Here is a 26,609-nt window from a genome sequence, read left to right on the forward strand (position 1 = left end):
TCCAGGAACGCGTCATGCCGGCCTCGCTCACCACCACATTCACAAATCGTATCTTACAGGCTGCTGCGGCATCGCTGATCGTGCTTGCACTTGCCGGCTGCTCGACGACAAAGGACCGGATGACGACGGGCTCGGTGCCGAAGATCACCAAGCCGGTCGAAGAGATGGACGCCAGCGAGTTGCGGGTGGCAACGGACCGGCTCGGCCAGGCCTATGAAAAGAACCCGCGCGATCCCGTCAACGGTGTCAATTATGCCAATCTGCTGCGCATGAACGGACGCGACGCGCAAGCGCTCGCCGTCATGCAGCAGGTGGCGATCTCCAATCCCAGCGACCGCAACGTGCTGGCCGCCTACGGTAAGGCCCAGGCAGCGGCCGGCCAGTTCCAGCAGGCGCTCGACACGATCGGCCGCGCCCAGACGCCGGACCGTCCGGACTGGAAGCTGATCTCGGCCGAAGGTGCGATCCTCGACCAGATGGGCAAGGCAAGCGATGCCAGGCAGCGCTATCGCGATGCACTCGACATCCAGCCGAACGAGCCCTCCATCCTTTCCAACCTCGGCATGTCCTACGTGCTGACCGGCGACCTGCGCACGGCCGAAACTTATCTGCGCTCCGCCGCCAGCCAGCCCACCGCCGACAGCCGCGTCAGGCAGAACCTTGCCCTCGTCGTCGGCCTGCAGGGACGCTTCCCGGAAGCCGAGCAGATCGCGCGGCGCGAGCTTTCGCCGCAACAGGCCGATGCCAATGTCGCCTATCTCAGAGGCATGCTCTCGCAGCAGAGTTCCTGGCAGAAACTCGCCGCCAAGGACAAGACGCCGGGAACGGCGGATGGCAGCAACACCAACTGACGGGACCATGCTGCCGAAAGGCTTACGCTTTCGAGCGAAATAGCCTTAGCGAACGCTCAGGCCCGAAAGAATGAGGCGGAGACCAAGGCCGCCCATGACGGCGCCCGCGGCCCGGTCGATCCAGCTCTTGGCATAGAGATAGAGCCGCCTGGGATGGCGCGCCGAAAAAGCCAATGCCACAATCGAATACCATCCTGCCTCGACCGCAAAGACGCCGAGCGGCAGCGCGACGGTGAGATCAAGAGGCACGTTCCTCGGCAACAGCGCGGCAAAGAGGCTGGCATAGACGATGATGGTCTTCGGGTTGCTGAGCTGGGTCAGCAACGCCGTCATGAAGCTGCGCATGGGCGCCCGATGGCCGTTGACGGCTTCGGAGACTTCCAGCGGCTGTGCGGCGCCCTTCCAGATATTGACGGCGATATAGACGAGATAGGCGCCGCCTGCGACTTTGAGCAGGACATAGAGCCATTCGAACTCGGACAGCAGCGCCGTCAGCCCGGCAAGGGCCAGCCCGGCGAAAACGACGCCGCCGACGCCCATGCCAACTGCCGCCGCAAGACCATCCAGCCTCGAACGCGAGATGGCAATCCTGGAGACGACCACGAAGCTTGGGCCGGGGCTCATTGCGCCAACGACCAGAGCTGCCATGATGCTGATGAAAATGCCCGTTGAAGACATCCGGAAACCCTCGTTTGACATCGAAGGCTAGCCGTTTTCCAAAACGGCGACAACTGTTAGAACCTGTCTGCCACCTGGATGCCGGCCGGGCCGAGAATGACGGCGATCAGCACCGGGAGGAAGAAAAGGATCATCGGCACCGTCAGTTTCGGCGGCAGGGCGGCCGCCTTCTTTTCCGCTTCGTTCATGCGCTCGTCACGCCCTTCCTGGGCGAGAACGCGCAGCGCCTGCGCGACCGGCGTGCCGTAGCGATCGGCCTGGATCAGCGCCTGGGTTACCGAGCGTACCAGCTCGAGCTGGGTGCGCGTGGCAAGATTTTCGAGCGCCATGCGCCGATCCGGCAGGAAGGAGAGCTCAGCCGTTGTCAGCACCATCTCCTCGGCGAGCGCCGGCGACTGCTCGCCGAGTTCTTCCGACACACGACGCATCGCGGCCTCGATCGAGATGCCGGATTCGACGCAGATCAGCATCAGGTCCAGCGCATCCGGCCAGGCGCGCTTGATCGAGTGCTGGCGCTTGCCGATGCGGTTCGAGATATAGATGTTCGGCGCGTAGAAACCGAGATATCCGATACCGATAACCGCCAAGACGCGCATCGGCATACCCCGAGTGGCAAGCCCCCCGAGGCCGAAGACCCAGAAGGTGGCAAGCGCTAGGAAAAGAAATGGCAGCAGGAAACGCGCTGCAAGGAAGGTATTCAGCGCATTTTCCGAGCGGAAACCCGCAGCCCTAAGCTTGTTGACCGTATTCTCGTCGACGAGCGCCTTGCGCAGGTTGAAGCGCTCGACGATCTGGCGGACCGGACGGTTGTTCTGGGTCCTCAGCGAAGCCTTGCCGGGTTCCGCATTCATGCGGGCGCGCTCGCGGGCGCGGATCTGCTCGCGCTCGGTCGAAACGGCCTTCATGCGCTTGTTGAGATCGCCGCGCTCGAAGAAGGGGATGGCAATCGTATAAAACGTGGCAAAGACGGCGATCGCGACGAAGAGGGCGATCAGCATGCTCGGATTGGTCAGCGCTGCGGCAAGATCCTGCGACATGGTGCTTCCTTCCCGCTAAATGTCAAAATTGACCATGTTGCGCATAACGAAGATGCCGATCGACATCCAGATCGCCGAGGCGCCCATGATGAAATGGCCGCGCGGATCGGTGAAAAGAATCATCATGTAACTCGGCGAGGTGAGGTAGACGAGGGTCGCGACAATGAAGGGCAGAGCGCCGATGATGACGGCCGACGCCTTGGCTTCCATCGACAGCGCCGAAACCTTGGCTTTCATCTTCCTGCGGTCGCGCAGGACCTTGGAGAGATTGCCGATCGCTTCCGAAAGATTGCCGCCGGCCTGCGACTGGATGGCGATGACGATGGCGAAGAAATTGACTTCCTGCAGTGGCATATTCAGCGTCATGCGGGCGCAGGCGTCGGGAATGCTGAGGCCCACCTGCTGCGCCTCGATCACGCGGCGGAACTCGCTCTTGACGGGCTCCGTGCCCTCAGTCGCGATGAGGCGGATCGCATCGTTGAGCGGCAGGCCCGATTTGATCGAGCGCGTGATGACGTCGAGCGCATTGGGGAGTTCGTTGAGGAACTTGTTCTGGCGCCGCTTGACCAGGAAGCCGACGACCCAGCGTGGCAGGCCGAGGCCGGCAACAACGGCGATGCCGATCATGACCATCAACGATGCCCCGACGATGAAGGCCATGACAAGCAGCACGCAGGCCAAGATGGCGCTGAAGAGGTAGAATTTCCCCACCGTGATCGACAGGCCGGCCTGCACCAGCTTGGATTTCATCGACAGGGTCTTCTTGGTCTTTTCGTGCTGGCGCTTTTCCAGATCCTTGAGGTTGTCCTGCACCGATTTACGGCGCTTCGACAACTCCTGTACCCGGTCGCGCGCGGCCTTGACCTTGACCCGGTCGCTTTCAGCCGATTTGACGCGGTTGATGCGGCTCGCCGATTTCTTGTCGGCCTCCATCCGGGAAAACATCAGGGCATAGGCGACCGCCGCCGCCGAGACGGCGGCGAGCACGACGATTGCCAGGACTACCGGATCGAACCCGAACATCACCTCTATTCCTTCGTTTTCGCTTCCATCGAGTCGAGGGCGGCGGCAAGGCGCTTTTCCTCGTTGAAGTAACGAGCCCGATCCCAGAAATGCGGCTTGCCGACACCGGTCGACATGTGCCGGCCAATCAGGCGGCCGCTTGCATCCTCGCCTTCGATCTCATAGCGCATCAGGTCCTGAGTTATGATGACGTCGCCTTCCATGCCGATCACCTCGGTGATCTGGGTGATGCGGCGCGAACCGTCGCGAAGGCGCGCTGCCTGGATGATGACGTCGACCGAGGTGGAAATGATCTCGCGCACCGTCTTGGCCGGCAGCGTGAAGCCGCCCATGGCGATCATGGATTCGATACGGCTCAGGCATTCTCGCGGCGTGTTGGCGTGGATCGTGCCCATCGAGCCGTCGTGACCGGTGTTCATCGCCTGCAGAAGGTCGAAAACTTCAGGTCCGCGCACTTCGCCGACGATGATGCGCTCGGGGCGCATACGCAGGCAGTTCTTGACGAGATCGCGCATGGTGATCTCGCCCTCGCCTTCGATATTCGGCGGACGCGTTTCCAAGCGCACGACATGCGGCTGCTGCAGCTGCAGTTCGGCCGTATCCTCGCAGGTGATGACGCGCTCATCCCTGTCGATATAGTTGGTGAGGCAGTTCAGAAGCGTCGTCTTACCGGAGCCCGTGCCGCCTGAAATGATGACATTGCAGCGCACGCGCCCGACGATCTGCAGAACGGTCGCGCCCTCGGGTGTGATCGCGCCGAAACGAACGAGCTGGTCGAGCGTCAGCTTGTCCTTCTTGAATTTTCGGATGGTGAGCGCCGGCCCGTCGATCGACAGCGGCGGTGCGATGACGTTGACGCGCGAACCGTCTGGCAGGCGGGCGTCGCAGATCGGGCTTGATTCGTCGACGCGGCGGCCGACCTGGCTGACGATGCGCTGGCAGATGGAAAGAAGCTGCGCATTGTCGCGGAAACGGATCTCGGATTCGATCGTCTTGCCGCCGACTTCGATGAAGGTCTGGCCGGCGCCGTTGACCATGATGTCGGCGATATCGTCGCGCGCCAGCAACGGCTCCAGCGGGCCGTAGCCGAGCACGTCGTTGCAGATATCCTCGAGCAGCTCTTCCTGCTCGGAGATCGACATCGCAAAATTCTTGATGGTGATGATGTCGTTGACGATGTCGCGGATTTCCTCGCGCGCGCTTTCGCCATCGAGCTTGGAAAGCTGTGAAAGATCGATCGTGTCGATCAGCGCGGAAAAGACCTGCGCCTTGGTATCGTAATATTCGTCGGTACGGACCGGGCGCTTGCGCTGCGGCGCGTGCATTGGCGGCGGCGTTACCTGCTGGCGAGCGGGCTCGCGCGAAGGTTCGACCAGAATGGAGGGGGAAGAGGCCGCGGGGGCGGCGGCCGGTGCCGGCGGCGGGGGGGCAATCGCGCCTCCGGCCTTTCCGAAACCTTCGTTTCCGCGTTTTCCAAACATGCCACTCGATCCAATCTGCTCTATCTTTTTGTTTTCACGCAATTCCGGACGCAAAACCGCTGCACACTTTTGCTGGAATTGCTCATCGTCTACTTACGCTTCAGGAGGCCCAGCAGGCCGCCCTTCTTCGCCTTCCTGATCGCGACACGGCCGGTGACAATGTGCGATATCTGCGAAAAGGTTTCCGCCGTCGGCGACTTCGGATCGACTTCGGAAATCATCCGGCCGCTGTTGGCGGCATTGCCGAAGAGATTGATGTCGAAGGGGATGATCGCGATCGGATCGATCTCCAGCGGTTCGCAGAAATCCGACGGCGAAATCTCTGGACGCTTCGGCATGCCGACCTGATTAAGTATGAGGTGCGGCGGCTTGTCGTTCGGCCGCATCTTGCGCACAGCGTCGAGCATGTTCTTGGCGTTGCGCAGGTTGGCGAGATCGGGAACCGCACACAGAACCACCTCGTCGACGCTCGACAGAACCGAGCGTGTCCATTCCGACCACGCATGCGGGACATCGAGCACAGTGACGGGCGCGCTGCGCTGCAGGACGTCGAGCACCGGCTGGAAGGCCTGGCCGTCGAAGTCATAGGCGCGATCGAGCAGCGAAGGCGCGGCGAGCAGGGAAAGATGCTCCGAGCATTTCGTCAGCAGGCGATCGAGGAAAACCTCATCGAGACGGTCGGGCGCGAAAACCGCCTCAGCGATACCCTGGGCCGGATCCTGGTCGAAATCGATGTTCGCCGTTCCATAAGGCAGATCGAGATCGGCCAGAATCGTCTCGGTGGAGAAGAGATTGGAAATGCCGAAGGCGCAATTGTGAGCGATGGTCGAAGCGCCGGTGCCGCCCTTCGAGCCGATGAAGGCGATGCTGCGGCCAAGCGGCTCGGCGTCCGGATCGACGAATATCGAGGCCATTGCCGTAAGGACATCGGGCATGGCGATGGGCTGAACCATATATTCGGAAATGCCGTTGCGGATGAGCTCGCGATAGAGGCCGATGTCGTTGTAATAACCGACGACGACGACCTTGGTCGTCGGATCGCAGACGGCGGCGAGCGGCGCGAGTTCATTCAGGAGGTTCGCTGCATTCGCCTTGGTCTCAAGGATAATGAGGTTCGGCGTCGGGGCGCTGGCAAACATATTGGCGGCAGCCGCTATGCCGCCGCTGGTAACGCGCATGCTGACCTTCGCCACGCGCCGATCATTGGCGCAGCGTTCCATGACACGCTGCAGAGACTCGCTCTCGCAGAAGGCATGGACGGAGATGCGCGGCAACGGCCGCATGTTTTCCAGATCCGCCATGCGCACCGCCTCCTCGGCGTGGCGAAGCTCGCTGGGATTGTTGATTTCGTATTCGACCGCGCTCATCGTCTCGTTCCGCCTCAGAATCCGCCGCTGCCACCACCGGAGACATCTTCGATATTCGATGTCGTCGTCCGGTATTCCTGGATCGCATTGTTGCGCCGCTGCGCATCGATCGGGGTCATGCCCCGCGGCGCTACCAGATCCTCCGGATTGGCGATCTGGGCGGCAAGGTTGTTTTGCGAGGCGCAGCCGAAATTATAATAGTTCTGGTTGGTCAAATCGTTGGAGATATCCTTCGGCCACTGACCGCATTGCGTGGTGATCGCGGTGGTGCCGGTAAAACTCAGCCGGATCGGCGCCGCATCGCCGGCGCCGGCTGCTGCATAGGACGTGTTGACGATCTTCGAGCTTGCGATGCCCCTCCCCGCCAGTTCGGCGCGAACCTGATTGCGCAACTGATAGGCGGCAGCCGAATTGGGCGATCCTTGCGGCGAAAGAACGTAAACAGGACCCGACGCGCGTGAGATGTAGTTTGCGGCAAAGCCGCGGATGAGGTCGCGCTGGGCGATGGTCAGGCGACGATCGGTCGAGGCGACGGGTATATCCACCGTCTGCTCCGCCTCCGTCACGATGATCGGATGGCGGGCGCGATAGTCGTCCGGGATGCCGCCTGTTGTCAGCTGGTCGTGCGGGCCGGCGCATCCGGCAAGGGCGGCCACCGAAATGACGGCCGTGACAAAAAGCGCCCTGGAGATTCCGGGACGGAGTGTCGTCGCATTCATATGGGCCATCGCCTGATCTCTGTTTTGTGCCATTGCTGCCGATCGCGCCCCGCTCATTTGTAGATGAACCCGATCGAGCCGTGGAACTGCGCGTCGGCGACCGGCGCCTCGCGGCGGCCGTAGACCTTGTTGACACGGTTGAGAAAGAAGGTTGCGCCGTCGTTCTCGGGGCTGAAATTATCGTCCGGACGGTTGAGCTGGTTGCGCGCCACCGGCCGCACCAGATAGGGCGTCGCAATGATGACGAGCTCGGTTTCCTGACGCTCGAAACCCTTCTGGCGGAAGAGCGTACCGAGCAGCGGGATCTTCGAAACACCCGGCGTGCCGCCCATCGTCTGGGAAACGTTATCGCGAATGAGGCCCGCCAGCGCGATCGAACCGCCCGAGGGCAGCTCCACCGAGGTCTCCGCCGAACGGCGCTGATAGGTGGCGTTGCCGGCACCGGCCACCGGTTCGGAGACATTGGTCTTGATCTGCAGGCTGATGCGGCCCGATGACAATACGACCGGCTTGAAGGCGAGGTTGATACCGTAGTTGAACGGCACGACGGTGACGTTGCCGTTATTGTCGGTCGTCGAATAGAGTTGCTGACCGCCGGAATTGAAGGTCGCGGCCTGGCCCGATATCGCCGTCAGCGTCGGCTCGGCGAGCGTCTTGACGACCTTGGCCTGTTCCAGTGCGTTTAGATAGGTCGATATGTCGTATTTGCCGATCGAGCTCTTGAAGAGCGCCGCCAGCCCGCCTCCGACCGTCGATGTAGCGCTGTCGGCGCTCGGAGTGCCGAGCTGGGCGACCGTCATGCCGGAGGAATTGGAGATGAGATTGTCGAAGCCAAGCTGCTTCAGGACCTCGCGGCGGACTTCGGCGATCGTCACCTTGAGGGTGACCTGGTCCTCACCCTGGATCTGCAGGAGGTTGACAACCTGCGAGGTCTGACGGCCTTCGGCAAAGAGTGCCACTGCACTGTCGCCGCCGCTACCGGATGCCGTCTCGGTTCTCGTCGTCGCTTCGCCGCCCTTTAGGAAGACCTGCGCCAAATCGGCTGCCTGCGTGGCATCCTGCGGGGTGCGCACGGTGCCGGTCAGCACGATGTTGTCGGAGACGATTTCGACATTGATATTGGAGTCGGGGATGAAGCGGCGGAGATTGACCTCGAGGCCGGAGACGTCGCGTTCGATCTCGATGTCGAGATTGACGATCTCCTGCCCATCGCCGCCGAAGACGAAGATGTTGGTCTGGCCGACCTTCTTGCCGAACAGGTAGATGCGCCGCGAGGTGCGGGTGACGGCATCGGCCATGGTCGGATCGGATACGAGGATATCATGCGCATCCTCCGGCAGATCGACGACAACGGCCTTGTTGAGCCCGAGCTTCAGGCGGCGGTGGGCATTGGGACCGGTCTGCGAGATGCGGATCAGATTGTCGGAATCAGCACGCGCCTCGCGCGCACCGACGAGCGGCGCGAAAGAGGCCGGCGCAATGCCAGAGGCGCCGGCTGCCAGCGAAAGGCAGCCAGTCAGGAGAAGCCCGGCGCGCCGCGTTGAATTGCTCATTTGCACGTCCTTTTACTCCGCCTTCGGCGTTGCGCCGGCATCCGTGACGATAGCGCCTGACTTGATGACCTGGATGATCGCACTGCCGTTGTCGCCACTCAGAAGATAGTCCGCGGCGCTGGTATCCTGCTCCTGCGCATCGGCGACCGAGCGCAGCGCAAGCGACAACCGGTCGGCCATTTGCTGGGCGACGGCGAGAACCTTGGTTTGATCGGGAGTGAGCTCGAGCGTCGCCGTCGTGCCGACCACCGACTTCGAGCCGTCATCCTTCTCCTGGATCTGCTGGTCAATGGCGAGAACGCGGACATTGCTCAGCACGGTTTCGGTGATGAGTTTGTTGGCTTCGGTGCCCTTGCGGACCATGATGACGTCGACACGGTCGTTCGGCAGGATGAAGCCGCCAGCACCTGTCGCCACCGATATCTCGGTTGCGACGGCGCGCTTGCCGGCCGGCAGCAGCGAGGAGAGAATGCGGCTGTTGGAATCGGCCACCTTCTCCGGCCGGATCGGTTCGCCTTCGAAGATCGGAAGACGCACGACCGCGCCCTGCAGGTCCTTGATCGCATCCGGCTTGTCGGCTTCAGTGATGAAGCCCTGGACGACCCCGCCCTTCGGCCAGGGCATCCATTGCACCGACTTCTCCTCCAGCCTTGCGCCGACCGGCAGGTTGGCGCTCGAGACGAGAATATTGACGGTCGGCTCCTTCTCGATGACCGACTGGACCTGGGTGACGACACCGGGATTGCCCGCCATGCGCATCGCCAGGAGCCCGGCGAGGCCGGCCGCCACCACGGCGACACCTAGAATTATAACGCGGGCCGGTTTCATCGATCATTCCTCAGGGCACGATATGTTCGCCCTGCAGAATGCTCTGCAATTGGTATAATTATGGTTAATGGAACGCTTACATTTTAAGTTAACGGGCAATTAAAATGCCGTTATTTCAGGCCTTCCAGCGCTGCGAGGAAGAGCGGCGAGGACGGAAAGGCCATGAAGCCGCCGATCGCGATGGCGATGCCATAGGGGATCTTCTTGGCGAGCAGGACCGAGTTCGGCACCGGCAGGCCGATCGCGAGAATGGTATCCGACTGCGCTCTCACCAGCAGGATGAGGAGCGTGACGAGACCGCCGATCCCGGCGACATCGGTCATGAGGAAAAGCAGGGATTCGTTCAAACCGAACCAGAGGGCGGTGGCGCTCAACAGTTTGGCGTCTCCGCCGCCCATCACATTAAGGGCAAAGAGCGCGAAGCAGGCGGTGAAGACGATGGCGCCGGCGGCAAGATGCATGCCGACCATCTGCAGGTCAAAGCCTGAGAGCGGCGCGAGAACGAAGAAGGAGACGATGAGGATCAAGGAAATGCGGTTCGGGATCGTCATGGTAAACAGATCCGAGAAGGCCGCCATGGCAAGGCAGAGTGGCAGTATGACGAAGACTGCAGCTGCGATCATGCGTATACCCGATCGTAACGTGATGCGAAAAGGCTCACGGCCGTTCAGCCTGTGAGCCTGCTCGATAGTTCTGCCGAAGCAAATCCGGCCGGCATTATCCGGCCGACGCCTGACTTAGCCGCCACTGGCGGTAACGGCGGTGTTCATCTTGTTGCTCAGGCCGTTGAACGTGTCGCCGATCTTGCCGCCGAGGGTCGTTGCGCCAGCAATGAGCGCTACGGAAATGAGAGCTGCGATCAGGCCGTATTCGATTGCGGTCGCGCCGGATTCGTCCTTCAGAAAACGGCTAAAAAGCTTGGTCATGGTTACTCCTAACTCCAGTTGATGTTCAGCACGTCCGCCAACTGTTTGCCGTTGATCGGATGACTGCAACCTACCGAATGGGCGTTTCCATCGGCTTAAGGAAATGAGTTAACAAGGTGTGAATGGGACAACAGGCCCTTGTAAGGTAAGTATTTTCTTACCCGCTTCCCTCAATGTCGACCGATACTCCGAAGTGGAAGGCTCGGTGAGCGCGACAAGTATCCAGAAATGAAACGCACGCTGTTTCTTCTCATGTCAACTGCTGATTGCGATCGTCTCAAATCGGACCATCGCGGCCCATTGCGGAACATACAGCGGCGACCTTAAGGCTTCGTTCACCATTCTTTTCCATTCTATAGGCATATTGCGCTGTGATCGTGAAAGAGGACCAGATGTCATCGAGCGGCAAAACTATTTTCTTTGCCGGCATGATCGCCGTTTTCGGTGTTTCGGGAATTTCCGCGGCCGCAGACGATGACATGCTGCGCGTCTACATGGATCACGCGCGCGTATTGAAACTCGACCGCCCCGTCAGCAAGGTGATCGTCGGCAATGCCAAGGTCGCCGATGCGACGGTCGCCGACGCCAAGACCATCGTACTAACAGGACGCAGCTTCGGCACCACCAATCTGGTTCTTCTCGATGCCGACGGCAATGCGATTCTCGACGAGCGCATCCTGGTATCGATCGACGAGGGCAATACGGTGCGCGTCTACCGTCAGACCGAGCGCTCCGTGCTGTCCTGCACGCCAAACTGCGAGCAACATGCGCAGCAGGCGACAGCCACCACCTCGCCCTGATCGGCGCAGCGTCAGCTTCTTCGGCCATTCGTTAAAATCGTCGTATCAAGCTGAAACGGAAAATCAACGAACGGTCCCTAGTGTGGCGGCATGAAAATGTCGCTCGGGTCCAGGCAATGACGGTAATTGATCAGAAGACGGATAAGGCGCACTCCCTAGCGTCGTTCCGTTTCTCACGGTTTCGCGCGCTGGCCCGCTCGCGCGACGGTGCTGCCGCGATCGAATTCGCGATGCTCGCCATCCCCTATTTCATGGTGATCTTCGCAATCCTCGAAACCTTCGTCGCCTTCGCCGCCGAGGAACTCGTCTCCAACGCCGTCGATACGATAAGCCGCCGAATGCGAACCGGGCAGATCACCTACAATCTCGGCCGCACGACCGATATGAACCAGGCCCAATTTCGCCAGGCCTTCTGCGACGAGATCTCGATCCTGATCAGTTGCTCGGCAACCGAAGTCACCACACCGAGCAAGCTCTACCTCGATGTGCAGACGTTCGCTACGTTCTCGGCGATTCCGACGACGATCCCCAAGGTTTCCACCGACCGATATGCTGATCTCAACACGGCGGCCTTCAAATATACGCCGGGCGGCGCCGGCACCATCAACATGCTGCGCGCCTACTACCGCTGGGAAATCATCACCGATCTGATCCGGCCTTACATCACGACGATACGGCCCTCCGGCAGCTCGATGCCGACGCAATATCTGATCGTCGCGACCACTGCCTTCCAGAACGAGCAGTATCCATAATGACGTTGCGCAACCCGTTCACAAGGCTGGCATTGACAGCACGGCGGCTGGCGCGAGAGCGCAAGGGTGCCGGAGCGATTGAATTCGCGATCCTCTTTCCCGTGCTCATCATGCTCTATATCGGCGCTTTCGAGATCACGATCGGCCTCAGCGTCAGCAAGCGCGTAACGCGCGCCGCAGGGTCAATTGCAGACATCGTCACTCAGCAGCAATCCGTCACCAAGACTGTGCTTGCACAGATGCCTTCGGTCGCAACCTCAATCTTCGTGCCCTACAACTCGACGTCGGTGACGCTGAAGATCACCGGGATCACCGTCGACGCCGGCGCCAATGCGAAAGTGCTCTGGTCATGGGCGCAGGACGGGACGGCGCCTTACGCCAAGAACACCGCCGTGAACAACGTGCCGGCTGATATGAAGACGGCAAACAGCTTCCTTGTGCGCACCGAACTCAGCATTCCCTATGCGATGTTCATGTTCGCGCCGAACTTCATGCCGGACGGCATGCGCACGATCACCATCAGCCGCAGTTATTTTTACCGCCAACGGCAAGGGGACTCGATCCCCTGCGGCGACTGCTGAGGCTCCTTCCACTTCTCCTCGAATTTGCCAAGCCGGCCGCAGCATTATATGCCTGAGGCCGTGCCGCCTTCGATGTTACCGGGGCCGGCGATCGACTGTTTCGGGTGTAAAATGGCACGTGCCTTTCTTTTCGTTCTGGATTCCTTCGGCGTTGGCGGCGCGCCGGATGCTGCCGCCTATGGAGACGAAGGCGCCGATACGCTCGGCCATATCGCCGAATTCTGCGCGGCCGGGGCCGGAGACCGCGCCGGATTGCGCAGTGGGCCGCTTTCCCTGCCGAACATGTCGGAACTCGGGCTGATGCAGATCGCGCGGTCCGCCTCCGGCCAGTTTCCGGCCGGCATGCCTGTCCCGGAAAAAATCTACGGCATTTACGGCACCGCCACCGAAATCTCCCGCGGCAAGGATACGCCGTCGGGCCATTGGGAGATTGCGGGAACACCTGTCAGTTTCGATTGGGGTTATTTCCCGATAGAGGGCGACGCCTTTCCTGCGGAATTCATTGACGCATTGTGCAAGGAGGCCGGCGTACCCGGCATTCTCGGAAACTGCCATGCATCGGGAACGGAGATCATCGCCCGGCTCGGCGAGGAGCATATCCGCACCGGCATGCCGATCTGCTACACCTCTTCGGATTCGGTCTTCCAGGTCGCGGCGCATGAGCTGCATTTCGGCCTCGACCGTCTGCTCGCCTTCTGCCAGATCGCCCGGAGATTGCTCGATTCCTACAATATCGGCCGTGTCATCGCCCGGCCCTTCATCGGTCAGTCCGCCTCTACCTTCCAGCGCACCGGAAACCGCCGCGACTTCTCCGTGCTGCCGCCGGAGCCGACCCTGCTCGACCGGCTCGTCGAACATGGCCGGCGTGTGCATGCCGTGGGAAAGATCGGCGATATCTTCGCGCATCAGGGCATTTCCAGGGTCATCAAGGCGAACGGCAACGACGCACTGATGGATGCGTCGCTTTCAGCCATCGACGAGGCCGAGGACGGCGATCTCGTCTTCACCAATTTCGTCGACTTCGATATGTCTTTTGGCCATCGCCGAGACGTGCCGGGTTATGCCGCAGCACTCGAAGCCTTCGATGCACGCCTGCCCGAAGTCCACAAGAAGCTTAAGCCCGGCGACCTCGTCGTGCTCACCGCCGACCATGGCTGCGATCCGACCTGGCGCGGCACGGACCATACGCGCGAACGCGTTCCCGTCATCGCCTATGGCCCCGGCATCCGGTCGCGTTCGATCGGCGTACGCCGCAGCTATGCCGATATCGGCGAGAGCATTGCGCGGCATCTCGGCATTCCGGCCGGGCCGCACGGAAGGAGTTTTCTGTGACATCGCATCTGAAGAAGGTCGAACTGCATTGCCATCTGGAAGGTGCGGCGCCGCCTGCGCTGACCGAGGCACAGGCGCGCAAATACGGCATCGACATCAGTGCTCAGCTTCGCGACCGCGCCTATGTCTGGCATGATTTCGCAAGCTTCCTCGAATGTTACGACAAGGTTTCCGAGGTCTACAAGACCGAGGAGGACTATGCGCTTCTGACCGAAACCTATCTCGATGAACTCGCCGGCATAAATACGATCTACAGCGAGCTCATCGTCTCACCCGATCACGGCAAGCGCATCGGTCTCGGCGCCGACGCCTATATATCAGGTGTCTGCGAAGGCATCCGGCGCGCTAAAGAAAAGAGCGGCATCGAGGCCCGGCTGATCGTCACCGGCGAACGGCATTTCGGCCCGGAAAGTGTGATTGGCGCTGCCGAATATGCAGCAAAGGCCGGCAATCCTCTAATCACCGGCTTCAACCTTGCCGGCGAGGAGCGCATGGGTCGCGTGGCCGATTACGCCCGCGCCTTCGATATCGCCCGCGATGCCGGCCTGGGGATCACCATCCATGCCGGCGAGGTCTGCGGCGCCTTCAGCGTCGCCGATGCACTTGATGCGGTGCGTCCTTCGCGCGTCGGTCATGGCGTGCGCGCCATCGAGGATCTCGATCTGGTAAAGCGGCTTGCCGATCTCGGCACCGTGCTCGAAGTCTGCCCGGGCTCCAATATCGCGCTTGGGGTCTTTCCCGATTTCGCTTCCCATCCGCTGCGCCGGCTGAAAGAGGCCGGCGTTCGCGTGACGATCAGCTCGGACGATCCGCCGTTCTTCCACACCTCGCTCAAGCGGGAATACGAACTTGCCGCCGGGACTTTCGGCTTCGGCGACGCGGAGATCGACGCCATGACGCGCACCGCTGTCGAGGCGGCCTTCGTCGATGATAAGACACGGAAGGCCCTGCTCGCCTTGATTTAAAGGCGAGAGGCTGGGGATGATCGGCGCAAATTTGCCGTCACTCTTGCGGTCGGGCCGATTTCCGTGAAAGAAACATTCGATAGAAAGAATGAAAGGCTTCCCCATGGACGGCGTCACGGTCATCGATCATCCGCTTGTACAACACAAGCTCACCATCATGCGGCGCAAGGAGACATCGACGGGAAGTTTCCGGCGCCTGCTGCGCGAAATCTCCACGCTCCTTTGCTACGAGGTGACCCGCGATCTCGAGCTGACGATGTCAACGATCGAGACGCCGCTGCAGACCATGGAGTCGCCGATCCTGGAAGGCAAGAAGCTGGTCTTCGCTTCGATTCTGCGCGCCGGCAACGGGCTGCTCGAAGGCATGCTTGATCTCGTACCATCAGCCCGCGTCTCGCATATCGGCGTCTACCGCGACCACGAAACGTTGCAGCCGGTCGAATATTACTTCAAGGCGCCGGAGGATGTGGCCGAGCGCCTGATCATCGTCGTCGATCCGATGCTTGCAACCGGCAACTCCTCGATTGCGGCAATCGACAAGCTCAAGGAGCGAGGCGCCCACAATATCCGCTTCCTCTGCCTGCTTGCCGCTCCGGAAGGCATCCGCAATTTCCGTGCGGCGCATCCCGATGTCCCCGTCTTCACCGCGGCGATCGACAGCCATCTCAACGAGAAGGGCTACATCATGCCCGGCCTCGGCGATGCCGGCGACCGCATGTACGGCACCAAATAATTTCAGCTTTCTTTACCAAATCGAAAGACTTGAAGGCCCGGAAGTTCGATCCGGGCCCTTTCTCTGCCGCTATTAGCAACTTGTCAGCACTTGCGGCTTAGCAAGCTTGAGCATGAGGCCCTGCATGAAGCGGGGTTTATACAGGAAGGATTTCTGTTTCATGCTCGTGCGTACCGTCATATTCGCCAGCATCGCCGCGGTGCTGGCCACACAGGTGCCTTCATTCCTCGGAGGCGCCAGCCCGCAGCCTGCTGACGCTCTCTCCGCCAACTACGTCTCGACCGACAGCGACAAGCCCGCGGCGGCCGCACCCGTCTATGGCAGCAATACGATCCGCCTGCAGGCGGACGCCCAGGGCCACTACACCGGCAGCTTCAAGATCAACGGCAAGCCGGTGCAGGGCCTGATCGATACCGGCGCCACCTATGTCGCGCTCAACGAGACGCTCGCCCGCCGGCTCGGCTACACGGCCAACCAGCTCGATTTCCGCTACGGGGTGAATACCGCGAACGGTCAGACGAAGGCCGCGCATGTGATGCTCGACCGGGTGGAAATCGGCGGCATCCGCGTGCGGGATGTCGAAGCCTTCGTCCTCAAGGATGAAGCACTGACGACGACGCTTGTTGGTATGAGCTTCCTGCAGAAGCTCGCCTCCTATTCCGTCGCCGATGGCTCGCTCAGCCTCAAGCAGTAATCGGGCTCAGACAAGGCCGGCAATGACGGGTGCCAACTGCGGCTTCTCGTCAGCGATGCGATAATGCGCAGCAAGTGCGGCCGCCGCCCGCTCCGCCGCGGCCTCATCGGCGGCATGAACGAGGGCGATCGGATCGCCTGCATTGACGCGGGAGCCGAGCGGCAGGAGTTCCGAGAAGCCGACGCGGTGGTCGATGCGGTCGGCGGGATGGCGTCTTCCGCCGCCGAGATCGATGACGCCGACACCGATGCCGCGCGCATCGCAGGCGGCAAGCCAGCCGGACCGGGCGGCCGGGACCGGTTTTTCCACAGGCGCTTTGGCAAGATATCGATCGGGGTTTTCGATGAGGTCGGAAGGACCGCCGAGCATAGACACCATGCGTGCGAAGACTTCGGCCGCCTTTCCTGATGACAGGACTTGGCGCGCCATCCTCTCGCCTTCGTCAGACGAAGCGGCAACGCCCGATTTCACCAACATCTCGGCGGCGAAGGCAAGAACGACGGTATCGAGCCGCGTATCCTTTTTCCTGCCCGCCAGGAAATCCAGACAATTGCGCATCTCGACGGCATTGCCGGCGCTGTCGGCGAGTGGCTCGTTCATGTCGGTGATCAGCGCGGAAGTCTTCACGCCTGCGCCATTGGCTACCTCGACCAGCGAACGCGCCAGGATCTCTGCCTGGTCGCGATCAGGCATGAAGGCGCCATTGCCGACCTTGACGTCGAGCACCAGCGTCTGAAGCCCCGCCGCAAGTTTCTTCGAAAGGATGGAGGCAGTGATGAGAGGAATGGAATCGACGGTGGCGGTCACATCGCGCACGGCATAGAGCCTGCCGTCGGCTGGGGCCAGGGCTCCGGTCTGACCGATGATGGCGCATCCCGCCTCCTTCACCACCTTGCGGAAGAGGGCCGCATCCGGGGTGATCGTATAGCCTGGAATGGATTCGAGCTTATCCAGCGTACCGCCGGTATGGCCGAGGCCGCGCCCCGATATCATCGGAACGGCGAGGCCGCAGGCGGCGGCGATCGGTGCCAGCATCAAGGAGACATTGTCACCGACACCGCCGGTCGAATGTTTGTCTGCGATCGGGCGATCGATATCGGCCCATTCCAGCCTGTCGCCGGAGTCGGCCATCGCCAGCGTCAAGGCGACGGTTTCGGCCCGCGACATGCCTTTGAACCAGACGGCCATGGCGAATGCCCCGATCTGGCCTTCTGACAGTCGACCGGCAGCGAGCGCCTCGATGAAGGAAGCGATATCGGCGGCGGCGAGCTCCTCGCCGTCGCGTTTGCGCCGGATGATCTCCTGAGGGATCATTTCAATAGCTCGATGCCGCAGCAGGTGCCGGCTGCGCTCCGCTCAGAACCGCCAGGATATCGTCAAGCAGGCCGGAGGCGCCGAAGCGGAAGGTCGAGGGCATCGCCCAGTCCGGCGTCATGATGGTTTCGGCAAGGCTCAGATAAAGGGCGGCATCGCCCACCGAGCCGATGCCGCCGGCCGGTTTGAAGCCGACCCTGCGGCCGCTCTCGCGGATCGCGCGGATCATGATGTCTGCAGCTTCGAGCGTCGCGTTGACAGCGACCTTGCCGGTGGAGGTCTTGATGAAATCCGCGCCGGCTTCGATGGCAAGTTCGGAAGCACGGCGGATCACTGCCACATCCTTCAGCTCACCGCTTTCGATGATAACCTTCAGAAGGATGGGACCGGTGCATTCGGCGCGCACCGCCTTGACCATGTCGTTCACAGACTTCTCATCACCGGCAAGCAGCTTGCGATAGGGGATGACCAGATCGATCTCGTCGGCGCCATCGGCGATCGCCTCGCGCGTTTCGGCGGCGACATCGGCCACCTCCATATCGCCGGAGGGGAAGTTGACGACGGTCGCGATGCGTACGGCATGGCCGGTGCCGAGGATATTGCGGGCATAGGCGACGAAGCGCGGCCAAATGCAGATCGCGGCACTGTTGCCGTAGGGCGTCTGCGCACGGGCGCAGAGCACATCGATCTGCGCCTCGGTGCAATCGTCCTTCAAATTGGTAAGATCGAGAAGGGAAAGGGCAACGGCCGCCGTTTCCCGGATGGAATGGCTATTCATCTTCATTTCCTCTAGAGCATGATGCCGAAAAGTGTGAGCGGTTTTCTCATGACATCATGCTCTAACTATATAATTGAGAACAGGATTCAGATTTTAGGCCGACCCGGCCTAAAATCATCCTGTTCTAGCCGCAATCATGTCTTTCAATATGGCGGCGAGACGGGCGCCGCCGATGGGCGCCATGTCCTTAGTTTCCTCATGGCTGAGCTCATTGCCGGTCATGCCTGCCCCATAGTTGGTGATAACGGAAGCGGCCGCAACCCTCAGACCCAGCATTCTTGCAATGATGACCTCGGGCACCGTCGACATGCCGACGGCATCGGCGCCAAGGATGCGCGCCATGCGGATTTCGGCCGGCGTTTCGAAGCTCGGACCGGAGAACCACATGTAGACGCCTTGCGCCAGCTCGATCTTGAGCTTTGCCGCCGCCCTCTGCATCGCCGCGGCGAGGCCGACATCATAGGCATTGGTCATGCCGACGAAGCGATGATCGCTTTCCTCGCCGATCAGCGGGTTCATGCCGGAATAGTTGATATGATCGGTGACCTGCATCACCGAACCGGGCGGCATGTCATCGCGCAGCGATCCCGCGGAATTGGTCAGGATCAGCGCCTCGACGCCGAGCGCCTTCAAGACCTCAATCGGCAGGCGCATGGCGCTGGCATCGCCCTTCTCGTAATAATGCACCCGGCCGGAGAGCATCACCACAGGCACGCCGCCGAGACGGCCGGCGACCACCTCGCCGGCATGGCCGGAGACGGCGCTGACGGGAAAGCCCTGCAGATCCTTGTAAGGGACGCGGACGGCGCCCTCCAACTCTCCGACCAGCGAGCCGAGACCGGAGCCGAGGACGATGCCGTGGCGTGGCTTGATGCCGCCGAGCAATGCGGCGAGCAGGCTGACCGTCGCCTTCATCCGAGTTCCGTCTCGAAGCTGAAGGGAAGAAGCTCTTCCATCGTCATGGTCTTCTGCACGCCCGCCTCGTCGCAGAGGTAGATCTTCGTGTCCTTGGATGCGAATTCGGAGATCTTCTGGCGGCAGCCGCCGCAGGGCGGGCAGAGCGGCAGTTTCTCGGCGATGACAGCCATTTCAACGATCTTCTTGGCCCCGCCCATGATCATGGCGCTGATCGCCGTCGGCTCGGCGCACCACCCTTGCGGAAAGGAGAGGTTCTCGATGTTGGCGCCAGTATAGACCTTGCCGTCCTCGGCGCGGATTGCCGCGCCAACCGGGAATTTCGAATAGGGCGCATGGGCGAAGGCCATCGCGCCGCGGGCGGCTTCGAACAGATCATGGGACATGGTCAACGCTCCTTCGTATAGGGCACGCCGCCGGCCTTCGGCGGGATGGCGACGCCGATGAAGCCGGCAAGCAGGACACAGGTGAGGATATAGGGCAGCGCCTGGAAGACCTGCACCGGAACCTCGCCGATCAGCGGCACCGACTTGCCCTGCATGAAGTTCGCCAGCGCATCGAGGAAGCCGAAGAGCAGGCAGGCGAACATCACAGGCACCGGCTTCCACTTGGCAAAGACAAGAGCGGCGAGCGCGATATAGCCCTTGCCGGCAGACATGTCCTTGATGAAGGCGGCGGATTGGGCGATCGCGAGATAGGTGCCGGCAAAGCCGCAGAGGATGCCGGCGCACATGACGGCGCGATAGCGCAGCCAGGCGACCGAGATGCCTGCCGTATCGACCGCGCCTGGGTTTTCGCCGACGGCGCGAAGTCTGAGGCCGAAGCGGGTGCGGTAGAGCACCCACCAGGAGAAGGGCACGGCAAGGAAAGCGAGATAGGTGAGGATATTGTTGCCCGATATGACGCCGGCATAAAGCGGGCCGATGATCGGCACATCATGGATGGCATCGGCACCCGGCAGGATGATCGGCGCGAAACGCGCATCCGGCGGCAGCTGCGGCGTACGTCCGCCCTGGCCGAACCAGGCCTGGCCGAGCACGATGGTGATGCCGGCGATGAAGAAGTTGATCGCCACACCCGACACGATCTGATTGCCGCGGTTGGTGATCGAGGCAAAGCCGTGGACGAGGCTGAGCGCCACCGAGCAGGCGACGCCGGCGCAGAGCCCCAGCCAGGCCGAATCGGTGAGATAGGCGACACAGGCGGCGGCGAAAGCCGAGCCCAGCATCTTGCCCTCGAGACCGATATCGAAGATGCCGGCGCGTTCCGAAAACAGACCGGCAAGGGCGGTAAAGATCAGCGGGATCGACAGTCGGATGGTCGAGCTCAGGACGCTGATGAAGATTTCATAATAATCCATCGTCCGCTCCTCACGCTCGCACGAACTGTTGATAGAGGTGCACCATCGCCGGCCGGAACATATATTCCAGCGCACCGGCGAACAGGATCACCAAGCCCTGGATGACGAGGATCATTTCGCGGGTGATATTAGGCATTTCGAAGGAGATCCAGTCGCCGCCCTGATAGAGAACGCCGAAAAGGATTGCCGCGAAGATGATACCGAGCGGATGATTGCGGCCCATCAGCGATACGGCGATACCGACGAAGCCGGCGCCACCGACGAACTCCACCTGTAGGCGGGCGGACGAGCCCATGACGGGGTTCAGCGCCATCATGCCGGCGAGCGCCCCGGAAAGCAGCATGGCGATGATGACAATGCGCGCATAGGGAATGCCGGCATAGGCCGCAGCCGTCGAGCTTACCCCCAGAGTGCGCATCTCGAAGCCGAGCTTGGTGCGCCAGATGAGGATCCAGACAAACCAGGCGGCAAGAAGGGCGATGATGAAGGAGACGTTGAAGGGTGCTGCACCCAGCTTGGCTCCGAATGCCGTCATGATCCAGCCAAGCTTCGGAAGCTGACCGCCCTCTAGGAAGGTGCGGGTTTCGGGCGCCATCTTGCCCGGCACGATCAGCACGTGCACCAGCAGATAGACCATGAGGGCGGCTGCGATGTAGTTGAACATGATCGTTGTGATGACGATGTGGCTGCCGCGCTTGGCCTGCAGGAAAGCCGGAATGAAGGCCCAGGCTGCGCCAAAGATACCAGCACCTATGACGGCGATCGGCATCGTGACATACCAGGGCATGTAATTGTCGAGCGCCAGCGCAACGAGCGCGCAGCCGAGGCCGCCAACATAGGCCTGGCCTTCCGAGCCGATGTTGAAGAGGCCGGCATGGATGGCAACGGCCACGGACAGACCGGTGAAGATGAAACTCGTTGCATAGTAAAGCGTGAAGCCTATGCCCTCGCCGCTGCCGAAGGCGCCCTCGATCAGCAGCGAGAGAGCGGCAAGCGGGCTTTCGCCGATCAGCCAGACGACGAAGCCTGATATCAGGAAGGCGACGATGAGGTTCAAAAGCGGGATCAGGCCGTAGTTGATCCAGTTTGGTAGCGGAACGGAAGCAGTGCTCATAAAGGCCTCACGCGGCAATGCCGGCCATCATCAGGCCGAGGGTCTGTTCACCGGCATCGGGCGTCTTCTCGCCAACTACATGGCCGGCGAACATGACAAGGATACGGTCTGAAAGGGCGCGGATCTCATCGAGTTCGACGGAGACGAGCAGGATAGCCTTGCCCGCATCGCGCATTTCGATGATCCGGCGGTGGATGAATTCGATGGCGCCGATATCGACGCCGCGTGTCGGCTGGCCGATGATCAGCATCTTCGGATCGCGTTCGATCTCGCGGGCGACGACGATTTTCTGCTGGTTGCCGCCGGAGAAATTCGCGGTCTTCAGCCGCGGGTTCGGCGGGCGGATGTCGTATTTTTCGATCTTCTCCATGGCATCCTTGCGGATCGCGTCGAGATCGAGCAGGGGGCCGCGGCTATAGCCTGGACGGCGATGGTAGCCGAGGACCGAATTTTCATATTCTTCGAACTTCAAGACCAGGCCCATGTGGTGGCGGTCTTCGGGAATATGGGCGAGGCCGAGATCGCGCAGGCGAGCGGGATCGGCCTTGTCGATCGTCTGACCGTCGAGAAGGATCTCGCCGGAGGTGGGCTTGCGAATGCCGGCGATTGCCTCCAGCAACTCGGACTGGCCGTTGCCGGCAACACCAGCGATGCCGACGATCTCGCCGGCGCGGACGTCGAAGGAGACGTTGTCGACCATGGTGACGCCGCGATTGTCCTTGACCGTGAGGTTGCGGACGGAGAGCACAGCGGCACCCGGCTTCGCCTCGCCCTTCTGCACACGCAGCAGAACGCGGCGGCCGACCATCAGCTCGGCGAGCTCCTCCACGGTCGTTTCCGCCGTCGTGCGGGTCGCGACCATTTCGCCGCGGCGCATGACGGAGACCGTATCGGTAATCGCCATGATCTCGCGCAGCTTATGGGTGATGAGGATGATCGTCTTGCCCTGGTCGCGCAGCACCTTGAGAATGCGAAAGAGGTGATCGGCCTCCGCCGGCGTCAGCACGCCTGTGGGCTCGTCGAGGATCAGGATCTCGGCGCCGCGATACATGGCCTTGAGGATTTCGACGCGTTGCTGCAGGCCGACCGGAAGCTCTTCGATGAGCGTATCGGGATCAACCTCGAGGCCATATTCCGTTTCCAGCCGTTTGAGTTCGGCGCGAGCCGATGCGACGCCCCTCGCCAGCAGCATGCCGCCTTCGGCTCCGAGCATGATGTTCTCGAGCACCGTGAAATTATCGACCAGCATGAAATGCTGGTGCACCATGCCGATGCCGACAGCGATCGCCGCCTGGCTGTCACGGATGGTAACAGGGCTGCCGTTAACGCGGATCTCGCCGCTATCGGCATGGTAAAAACCGTAGATGATCGACATCAGGGTCGATTTGCCGGCACCGTTTTCACCGATGATGCCGTGGATCGTCCCCTTGGCAACGGTGAGGTTGATGTCCTTGTTGGCATGGACGGCACCGAATTTCTTATCGATGCCGACAAGCTCGATAGCGGGCTTATCTGTCACTGCAGGCTCCAAATAAGAAAAGGGCGTATGGCGAAAATCCCCTCCGCCATACGCCCGATCTCAATCGTCGATCACTTTCGGGCGCGGATCACTTCGGGCAAGCGTTGTCCGAGGTGTAATCGTGAACCTTGATGGTTCCCGCGATGATGTCGGCCTTGGCCTTGTCGACGGCGGCCTGCATTTCGGGCGTGATCAGCGACTTGTTGTTGTCGTCCATCGCAGCGCCGACGCCGTTTTCCTTGACGCCGAGCGCCTGGACGCCGCCGGTGAACTTGTCGTTCTTGGTGTCGGTATAGGCGTTGTAGACGGCGAGATCGACGCGCTTGACCATCGAGGTCAGGACCGAGCCCGGGTGCAGATGGTTCTGGTTGGAGTCGACGCCGATCGAAAGCTTCTTGTTGTCGGCCGCAGTCTGGAGAACGCCGAGACCGGTCGCGCCGGCTGCCGCGTAAATGACGTCGGCGCCCTGGTCGATCTGGTTCTTGGTCAGCTCACCGCCGCGAACCGGGTCGTTCCAGGCCGCACCGGTGGTGCCGGTCATGTTCTGGAAGACTTCGATACTGGCCTTGGCAGCGCGCGCGCCCTGCTCGTAGCCGCACTCGAACTTGCGGATCAGCGGAATGTCCATGCCGCCGACGAAACCGACCTTGCCGGTCTTGGAGGCCATGCCGGCGAGAACGCCGACGAGGTAGGAGCCTTCTTCTTCCTTGTAGACGACGGAGCGGACGTTCGGCTTGTCGACGACGGAGTCAACGATGATGAATTTGGTATCGGGGAATTCGGCTGCGACCTTCTCGATGGCCGAGGTCCAGGCGAAGGAAACGGCAACCACGGGATTGAAACCGCGGCTTGCGAAGTTGCGGATGGCCTGTTCACCCTGGGTGTCGCCGGTCGGCTCGAAGTCGCGATAGGCGATGCCGGTCTCGGCCTTGAACTTTTCCGCGCCGTTGTAGGCCGCTTCGTTAAAGGACTTATCGAACTTCCCGCCAGTGCCGTAAACCAGCGCCGGCTTGACATCGGCGGCAAGCGCCGTCGTCGACATGGCAGCCATGGCAAGGAGGGTAAGAAGGGATTTTTTCATGAGTTGCAGCCCTGTTGTTGCTATTTGTTAGGGGTCCTCCCGCAAGCCCTTTTCGGACATGTCTGCGGAACCACCGACCTCCCCCCGGAGGCCTGGCTGCGCGCATCCTTGCATGGCTCAAGGAAAAATTCACCAGAAATTTTTCGGTTGGTAAAGATTTGCAGAGATTGCCGAAAATCAACTCTTTCGGCCTGATCTTTGGACATTTCCTCCGCCTGGATGCGGATTTTCTAGCCAGTTTGGCGGAAAATGCAGAGCGCACGGAAGCGGCGGCAGCCACCCGGATCGCGCCGGCAAAACCGTCTTTCTATGCTGTGAAACGGCCGGCTACCGGCGGCTTCTTGTAGCCGATCATCCAGAGCAGCAGCGCGATCACCAGGAAAACGGCAAAGGCCGGCTGGAGCATCAGCCACTGGAAGATGAAGGCGTAGAATCGCGGATGGACATAGTAGGAAAGGGAGGATTGCAGCGAGGTCAGCGTCGCCGGGCTCACATCCTGCCAGGCATCGGAAATCGGCGTCATCACCACGGCGGAGGCCGCAACCGACTGTATCGAATCGATGGTCCCGGCAATAACGGCCGCCGCAAGCGCGACAAGACTCGCCAGACGCAACAGGAAACGCATCAATTCCTCCGACGCTCGATATGCCGGACAATTCCGGCCGGCCGCGCCATTCTCCACCTTGAGAATTACATAATCGTCGATGAGGTGAAGCACAATGGGATGGGCCGAGGGGAGTTTTATCGGAAGAAGTCAAAAAACTGTTAGATTTGGGTTGATCGGCGAAAATTCATCGGTATATATCGCGCCGTTCCGACGATTTGCTCCTATCCGGGCGCGAACGCCAAAAAAGGACAGGTGGCCGAGTGGTTTAAGGCGCACGCCTGGAACGCGTGTGTACGTGAAAGCGTACCGTGGGTTCGAATCCCACCCTGTCCGCCATTTCAGTTGATTCTCGCCACACGGCGTGACAGCAACGCAAACCCCGCCGATTGCCGCACGGTTGCGGTCACACCAAATTCCGCGCTGCCACTATTTAGCAGTGGCAAGCAGATATAAGCTTGCCTGCATGTCCCGTTCCGAACGCCTCTTCGACCTTCTTCAGGCGCTGCGCCGCCACCGCCGGCCGGTGAGCGGCAAGTTGCTGGCCGACGAAATCGGCGTCAGCATTCGCACGCTCTATCGGGATATCGCCAGTCTTCAGGCTCAGGGCGCAACCATCGAGGGCGAACCGGGCGTCGGCTATATCTTGAAGCCGGGGTTCCTTCTGCCGCCGCTCATGTTTCCGCCGGAGGAGATCGAAGCGCTCGTGCTGGGTTCCCGATGGGTGGCGGACCGGGCGGACGGTCGCTTGAGCGATGCGGCGCGAAGCGCGCTGGCACGCATCGCTGCCGTGCTGCCATCTGATCTGCGCGACGAACTGGACGCTTCGGCCCTTTTGATCGGGCCGGGTGTCAAAATCCCCGCCGACGCGTTCGATCCGGTGCTTTTGCGCAAGGCGATCCGCACCGAACGAAAACTGTCCTTGTCCTATCGCGATGGAGCAGGCGCAGGGTCGGAGCGTGTGGTCTGGCCCTTCGCACTCGCCTTCTTCGATCAGGTACGCGTGCTGCTCGGCTGGTGCGAACTGCGCCAGGACTTTCGCTCTTTCCGCACGGACCGGATCGCCGACGTGCAGGTGCTCGACACGCGCTATCCCAAGCGTCAACAGGCATTGCTCAAACAGTGGCGGGACATGCAGGGAATTTCCGGCGGGAACGCATGATACTGCCAGAAACTGGCAGTGTCTCATCATAGGGTCCTACCAGTCCAACAAACGACTGGAGCCTCTTGTGACCGATACCAACAACATTCTTCTCTATGTGACGAACCCCACCGCCAGCGCGCAATTTTATGCAGGGCTTTTCGGGAGCAAGCCGGTAGAGGTGAGCGCGACTTTCGTTCTGTTCGTTCTTCCATCCGGTCTCGCCTTGGGGCTGTGGGACAAGACGGGCGTGGAGCCTGCACCCACGACCTCCGGCGGCGGCTGCGAGATCGGCTTCAAGGTGAAGGGCCGCGATGCCGTCGATGCCACTCATGCGGAATGGCGGGCGAAGGGGGCCACCATCGCCCTGCCGCCGACCGAACTTGATTTCGGCCGGAGCTTCGTCGCGGTCGATCCCGACGGACATCGTCTGCGTGTCTACGCCCTGACCGAGGAGATGTGA

At 61.3% G+C, this 26,609-nt stretch carries 29 protein-coding genes and 1 tRNA gene; 11 read left to right on the top strand and 19 right to left on the bottom strand.

The features are described 5' to 3' along the window. Positions 1 to 14: 14 nt before the first annotated feature. Positions 15 to 851, top strand: a complete 837-nt coding sequence (locus EFD55_RS19185) for a tetratricopeptide repeat protein (protein ID WP_125846626.1) — start codon at positions 15 to 17, stop codon at positions 849 to 851. A 45-nt stretch (positions 852 to 896) separates the two neighbouring features. Here the strand turns inward: EFD55_RS19185 and EFD55_RS19190 are convergent, their stop codons facing one another. The 10 genes from EFD55_RS19190 to EFD55_RS19235 all read right to left on the bottom strand — a co-directional run bounded on the left by EFD55_RS19190 (position 897) and on the right by EFD55_RS19235 (position 10,463). Next, entirely contained in the window at positions 897 to 1,529 is a 633-nt protein-coding gene (locus EFD55_RS19190; protein ID WP_125846627.1) for a LysE family translocator, read from the bottom strand. Between the two features lie 56 nt (positions 1,530 to 1,585). Beyond that, positions 1,586 to 2,566 carry a type II secretion system F family protein gene (locus tag EFD55_RS19195; protein WP_125846628.1) on the bottom strand — a complete coding sequence of 327 codons (981 nt, stop codon included), beginning with the start codon at positions 2,564 to 2,566 and terminating at the stop codon, positions 1,586 to 1,588. Between the two features lie 15 nt (positions 2,567 to 2,581). Continuing rightward, positions 2,582 to 3,589 (bottom strand): type II secretion system F family protein, encoded by a 1,008-nt coding sequence (locus EFD55_RS19200; RefSeq protein WP_125846629.1) that lies wholly within the window; start codon positions 3,587 to 3,589, stop codon positions 2,582 to 2,584. A gap of 5 nt (positions 3,590 to 3,594) precedes the next feature. Further along, positions 3,595 to 5,070: a TadA family conjugal transfer-associated ATPase gene (locus EFD55_RS19205; RefSeq protein ID WP_125846630.1), complete on the bottom strand. Its 1,476-nt coding sequence runs from the start codon at positions 5,068 to 5,070 to the stop codon at positions 3,595 to 3,597. Positions 5,071 to 5,159: 89 nt separating this feature from the next. Beyond that, positions 5,160 to 6,437 (bottom strand): CpaE/TadZ family protein, encoded by a 1,278-nt coding sequence (locus EFD55_RS19210; protein ID WP_125846631.1) that lies wholly within the window; start codon positions 6,435 to 6,437, stop codon positions 5,160 to 5,162. Positions 6,438 to 6,451: 14 nt separating this feature from the next. Further along, positions 6,452 to 7,213 carry a CpaD family pilus assembly protein gene (locus EFD55_RS19215; RefSeq protein ID WP_125846632.1) on the bottom strand — a complete coding sequence of 254 codons (762 nt, stop codon included), beginning with the start codon at positions 7,211 to 7,213 and terminating at the stop codon, positions 6,452 to 6,454. Further along, complete coding sequence (locus EFD55_RS19220) at positions 7,210 to 8,709, bottom strand: type II and III secretion system protein family protein (RefSeq protein ID WP_125846633.1); 1,500 nt, start codon at positions 8,707 to 8,709, stop codon at positions 7,210 to 7,212. Before EFD55_RS19220 ends, EFD55_RS19215 begins: the two co-directional genes overlap by 4 nt. Positions 8,710 to 8,721: 12 nt before the next feature. After that, positions 8,722 to 9,537 carry a Flp pilus assembly protein CpaB gene (gene cpaB, locus EFD55_RS19225; RefSeq protein ID WP_125846634.1) on the bottom strand — a complete coding sequence of 272 codons (816 nt, stop codon included), beginning with the start codon at positions 9,535 to 9,537 and terminating at the stop codon, positions 8,722 to 8,724. Positions 9,538 to 9,647: 110 nt separating this feature from the next. Next, a complete protein-coding gene (locus EFD55_RS19230) occupies positions 9,648 to 10,160 on the bottom strand; it encodes an A24 family peptidase (RefSeq protein ID WP_125846635.1) in 513 nt (170 codons plus the stop codon). A 114-nt stretch (positions 10,161 to 10,274) separates the two neighbouring features. Beyond that, a complete protein-coding gene (locus EFD55_RS19235) occupies positions 10,275 to 10,463 on the bottom strand; it encodes a Flp family type IVb pilin (protein WP_008525217.1) in 189 nt (62 codons plus the stop codon). A gap of 392 nt (positions 10,464 to 10,855) precedes the next feature. Between EFD55_RS19235 and EFD55_RS19240 the strand changes: the two genes are divergently transcribed. The 7 genes from EFD55_RS19240 (at position 10,856) to EFD55_RS19270 (ending at position 16,320) form a co-directional block, all read left to right on the top strand. Continuing rightward, the gene (locus EFD55_RS19240) at positions 10,856 to 11,263 is read left to right on the top strand and encodes a pilus assembly protein N-terminal domain-containing protein (protein ID WP_125846636.1); all 408 of its coding nucleotides are present in this window, start codon (positions 10,856 to 10,858) and stop codon (positions 11,261 to 11,263) included. Between the two features lie 116 nt (positions 11,264 to 11,379). Further along, positions 11,380 to 12,015, top strand: a complete 636-nt coding sequence (locus tag EFD55_RS19245; protein WP_125846637.1) for a TadE/TadG family type IV pilus assembly protein — start codon at positions 11,380 to 11,382, stop codon at positions 12,013 to 12,015. Further along, the gene (locus EFD55_RS19250) at positions 12,015 to 12,596 is read left to right on the top strand and encodes a TadE/TadG family type IV pilus assembly protein (RefSeq protein ID WP_125846638.1); all 582 of its coding nucleotides are present in this window, start codon (positions 12,015 to 12,017) and stop codon (positions 12,594 to 12,596) included. Before EFD55_RS19245 ends, EFD55_RS19250 begins: the two co-directional genes overlap by 1 nt. 111 nt (positions 12,597 to 12,707) lie before the next feature. After that, positions 12,708 to 13,928 (top strand): phosphopentomutase, encoded by a 1,221-nt coding sequence (locus EFD55_RS19255; RefSeq protein ID WP_125846639.1) that lies wholly within the window; start codon positions 12,708 to 12,710, stop codon positions 13,926 to 13,928. Then, the gene (locus tag EFD55_RS19260; protein WP_125846640.1) at positions 13,925 to 14,893 is read left to right on the top strand and encodes an adenosine deaminase; all 969 of its coding nucleotides are present in this window, start codon (positions 13,925 to 13,927) and stop codon (positions 14,891 to 14,893) included. Before EFD55_RS19255 ends, EFD55_RS19260 begins: the two co-directional genes overlap by 4 nt. A gap of 103 nt (positions 14,894 to 14,996) precedes the next feature. Next, positions 14,997 to 15,626 carry a uracil phosphoribosyltransferase gene (gene upp / locus EFD55_RS19265; protein ID WP_125846771.1) on the top strand — a complete coding sequence of 210 codons (630 nt, stop codon included), beginning with the start codon at positions 14,997 to 14,999 and terminating at the stop codon, positions 15,624 to 15,626. A 124-nt stretch (positions 15,627 to 15,750) separates the two neighbouring features. Then, the gene (locus tag EFD55_RS19270; protein ID WP_125846641.1) at positions 15,751 to 16,320 is read left to right on the top strand and encodes a TIGR02281 family clan AA aspartic protease; all 570 of its coding nucleotides are present in this window, start codon (positions 15,751 to 15,753) and stop codon (positions 16,318 to 16,320) included. Between the two features lie 6 nt (positions 16,321 to 16,326). Here the strand turns inward: EFD55_RS19270 and deoA are convergent, their stop codons facing one another. The 9 genes from deoA to EFD55_RS19315 form a co-directional block, all read right to left on the bottom strand. Further along, entirely contained in the window at positions 16,327 to 17,634 is a 1,308-nt protein-coding gene (gene deoA, locus EFD55_RS19275) for a thymidine phosphorylase (RefSeq protein ID WP_125846642.1), read from the bottom strand. Position 17,635: 1 nt separating this feature from the next. Further along, positions 17,636 to 18,412 carry a deoxyribose-phosphate aldolase gene (gene deoC, locus EFD55_RS19280; RefSeq protein WP_125846643.1) on the bottom strand — a complete coding sequence of 259 codons (777 nt, stop codon included), beginning with the start codon at positions 18,410 to 18,412 and terminating at the stop codon, positions 17,636 to 17,638. 114 nt (positions 18,413 to 18,526) lie between these two features. Continuing rightward, positions 18,527 to 19,327 (bottom strand): purine-nucleoside phosphorylase, encoded by an 801-nt coding sequence (locus tag EFD55_RS19285; protein WP_125846644.1) that lies wholly within the window; start codon positions 19,325 to 19,327, stop codon positions 18,527 to 18,529. Continuing rightward, the gene (locus tag EFD55_RS19290) at positions 19,324 to 19,713 is read right to left on the bottom strand and encodes a cytidine deaminase (protein WP_003589240.1); all 390 of its coding nucleotides are present in this window, start codon (positions 19,711 to 19,713) and stop codon (positions 19,324 to 19,326) included. The genes EFD55_RS19285 and EFD55_RS19290 overlap by 4 nt, the downstream gene beginning before the upstream one ends. A gap of 2 nt (positions 19,714 to 19,715) precedes the next feature. After that, positions 19,716 to 20,687 (bottom strand): ABC transporter permease, encoded by a 972-nt coding sequence (locus EFD55_RS19295; RefSeq protein WP_125846645.1) that lies wholly within the window; start codon positions 20,685 to 20,687, stop codon positions 19,716 to 19,718. 10 nt (positions 20,688 to 20,697) lie between these two features. Next, positions 20,698 to 21,801, bottom strand: a complete 1,104-nt coding sequence (locus EFD55_RS19300; protein ID WP_125846646.1) for an ABC transporter permease — start codon at positions 21,799 to 21,801, stop codon at positions 20,698 to 20,700. A 7-nt stretch (positions 21,802 to 21,808) separates the two neighbouring features. Continuing rightward, entirely contained in the window at positions 21,809 to 23,320 is a 1,512-nt protein-coding gene (locus EFD55_RS19305; protein ID WP_125846647.1) for an ABC transporter ATP-binding protein, read from the bottom strand. Positions 23,321 to 23,408: 88 nt separating this feature from the next. Then, positions 23,409 to 24,401, bottom strand: coding sequence for a BMP family lipoprotein (locus EFD55_RS19310; RefSeq protein ID WP_125846648.1), 993 nt, complete (start codon positions 24,399 to 24,401; stop codon positions 23,409 to 23,411). 307 nt (positions 24,402 to 24,708) lie between these two features. Then, on the bottom strand, positions 24,709 to 25,026 hold the full coding sequence (locus EFD55_RS19315) for a hypothetical protein (RefSeq protein ID WP_125846649.1): 318 nt from the start codon (positions 25,024 to 25,026) through the stop codon (positions 24,709 to 24,711). Positions 25,027 to 25,254: 228 nt separating this feature from the next. Between EFD55_RS19315 and EFD55_RS19320 the strand changes: the two genes are divergently transcribed. The 3 genes from EFD55_RS19320 (at position 25,255) to EFD55_RS19330 (ending at position 26,609) form a co-directional block, all read left to right on the top strand. Then, positions 25,255 to 25,344: transfer RNA gene (locus EFD55_RS19320), tRNA-Ser, on the top strand. 127 nt (positions 25,345 to 25,471) lie between these two features. Beyond that, the gene (locus tag EFD55_RS19325) at positions 25,472 to 26,167 is read left to right on the top strand and encodes a helix-turn-helix transcriptional regulator (RefSeq protein ID WP_125846650.1); all 696 of its coding nucleotides are present in this window, start codon (positions 25,472 to 25,474) and stop codon (positions 26,165 to 26,167) included. A gap of 67 nt (positions 26,168 to 26,234) precedes the next feature. After that, positions 26,235 to 26,609, top strand: a complete 375-nt coding sequence (locus EFD55_RS19330; RefSeq protein WP_125846651.1) for a VOC family protein — start codon at positions 26,235 to 26,237, stop codon at positions 26,607 to 26,609.

Source organism: Rhizobium pisi (genome assembly GCF_003938655.1).
GTDB classification, from domain to species: domain Bacteria; phylum Pseudomonadota; class Alphaproteobacteria; order Rhizobiales; family Rhizobiaceae; genus Rhizobium; species Rhizobium pisi.

Coding starts and splice junctions, on each gene's coding strand:
- EFD55_RS19325 (WP_125846650.1), top strand. CDS start 25,472: ATGTCCCGTTCCGAACGCCTCTTCGACCTTCTTCAGGCGCTGCGCCGC.
- EFD55_RS19245 (WP_125846637.1), top strand. CDS start 11,380: ATGACGGTAATTGATCAGAAGACGGATAAGGCGCACTCCCTAGCGTCG.
- EFD55_RS19240 (WP_125846636.1), top strand. CDS start 10,856: ATGTCATCGAGCGGCAAAACTATTTTCTTTGCCGGCATGATCGCCGTT.
- EFD55_RS19310 (WP_125846648.1), bottom strand. CDS start 24,401: ATGAAAAAATCCCTTCTTACCCTCCTTGCCATGGCTGCCATGTCGACG.
- EFD55_RS19230 (WP_125846635.1), bottom strand. CDS start 10,160: ATGATCGCAGCTGCAGTCTTCGTCATACTGCCACTCTGCCTTGCCATG.
- cpaB (WP_125846634.1), bottom strand. CDS start 9,537: ATGAAACCGGCCCGCGTTATAATTCTAGGTGTCGCCGTGGTGGCGGCC.
- EFD55_RS19200 (WP_125846629.1), bottom strand. CDS start 3,589: ATGTTCGGGTTCGATCCGGTAGTCCTGGCAATCGTCGTGCTCGCCGCC.
- EFD55_RS19290 (WP_003589240.1), bottom strand. CDS start 19,713: ATGTCCCATGATCTGTTCGAAGCCGCCCGCGGCGCGATGGCCTTCGCC.
- EFD55_RS19220 (WP_125846633.1), bottom strand. CDS start 8,709: ATGAGCAATTCAACGCGGCGCGCCGGGCTTCTCCTGACTGGCTGCCTT.
- EFD55_RS19210 (WP_125846631.1), bottom strand. CDS start 6,437: ATGAGCGCGGTCGAATACGAAATCAACAATCCCAGCGAGCTTCGCCAC.
- EFD55_RS19215 (WP_125846632.1), bottom strand. CDS start 7,213: ATGAGCGGGGCGCGATCGGCAGCAATGGCACAAAACAGAGATCAGGCG.
- EFD55_RS19285 (WP_125846644.1), bottom strand. CDS start 19,327: ATGAAGGCGACGGTCAGCCTGCTCGCCGCATTGCTCGGCGGCATCAAG.
- EFD55_RS19255 (WP_125846639.1), top strand. CDS start 12,708: ATGGCACGTGCCTTTCTTTTCGTTCTGGATTCCTTCGGCGTTGGCGGC.
- EFD55_RS19185 (WP_125846626.1), top strand. CDS start 15: ATGCCGGCCTCGCTCACCACCACATTCACAAATCGTATCTTACAGGCT.
- EFD55_RS19250 (WP_125846638.1), top strand. CDS start 12,015: ATGACGTTGCGCAACCCGTTCACAAGGCTGGCATTGACAGCACGGCGG.
- upp (WP_125846771.1), top strand. CDS start 14,997: ATGGACGGCGTCACGGTCATCGATCATCCGCTTGTACAACACAAGCTC.
- deoC (WP_125846643.1), bottom strand. CDS start 18,412: ATGAATAGCCATTCCATCCGGGAAACGGCGGCCGTTGCCCTTTCCCTT.
- EFD55_RS19205 (WP_125846630.1), bottom strand. CDS start 5,070: ATGTTTGGAAAACGCGGAAACGAAGGTTTCGGAAAGGCCGGAGGCGCG.
- EFD55_RS19190 (WP_125846627.1), bottom strand. CDS start 1,529: ATGTCTTCAACGGGCATTTTCATCAGCATCATGGCAGCTCTGGTCGTT.
- EFD55_RS19300 (WP_125846646.1), bottom strand. CDS start 21,801: ATGAGCACTGCTTCCGTTCCGCTACCAAACTGGATCAACTACGGCCTG.
- EFD55_RS19295 (WP_125846645.1), bottom strand. CDS start 20,687: ATGGATTATTATGAAATCTTCATCAGCGTCCTGAGCTCGACCATCCGA.
- EFD55_RS19195 (WP_125846628.1), bottom strand. CDS start 2,566: ATGTCGCAGGATCTTGCCGCAGCGCTGACCAATCCGAGCATGCTGATC.
- EFD55_RS19270 (WP_125846641.1), top strand. CDS start 15,751: ATGAAGCGGGGTTTATACAGGAAGGATTTCTGTTTCATGCTCGTGCGT.
- deoA (WP_125846642.1), bottom strand. CDS start 17,634: ATGATCCCTCAGGAGATCATCCGGCGCAAACGCGACGGCGAGGAGCTC.
- EFD55_RS19235 (WP_008525217.1), bottom strand. CDS start 10,463: ATGACCAAGCTTTTTAGCCGTTTTCTGAAGGACGAATCCGGCGCGACC.
- EFD55_RS19315 (WP_125846649.1), bottom strand. CDS start 25,026: ATGCGTTTCCTGTTGCGTCTGGCGAGTCTTGTCGCGCTTGCGGCGGCC.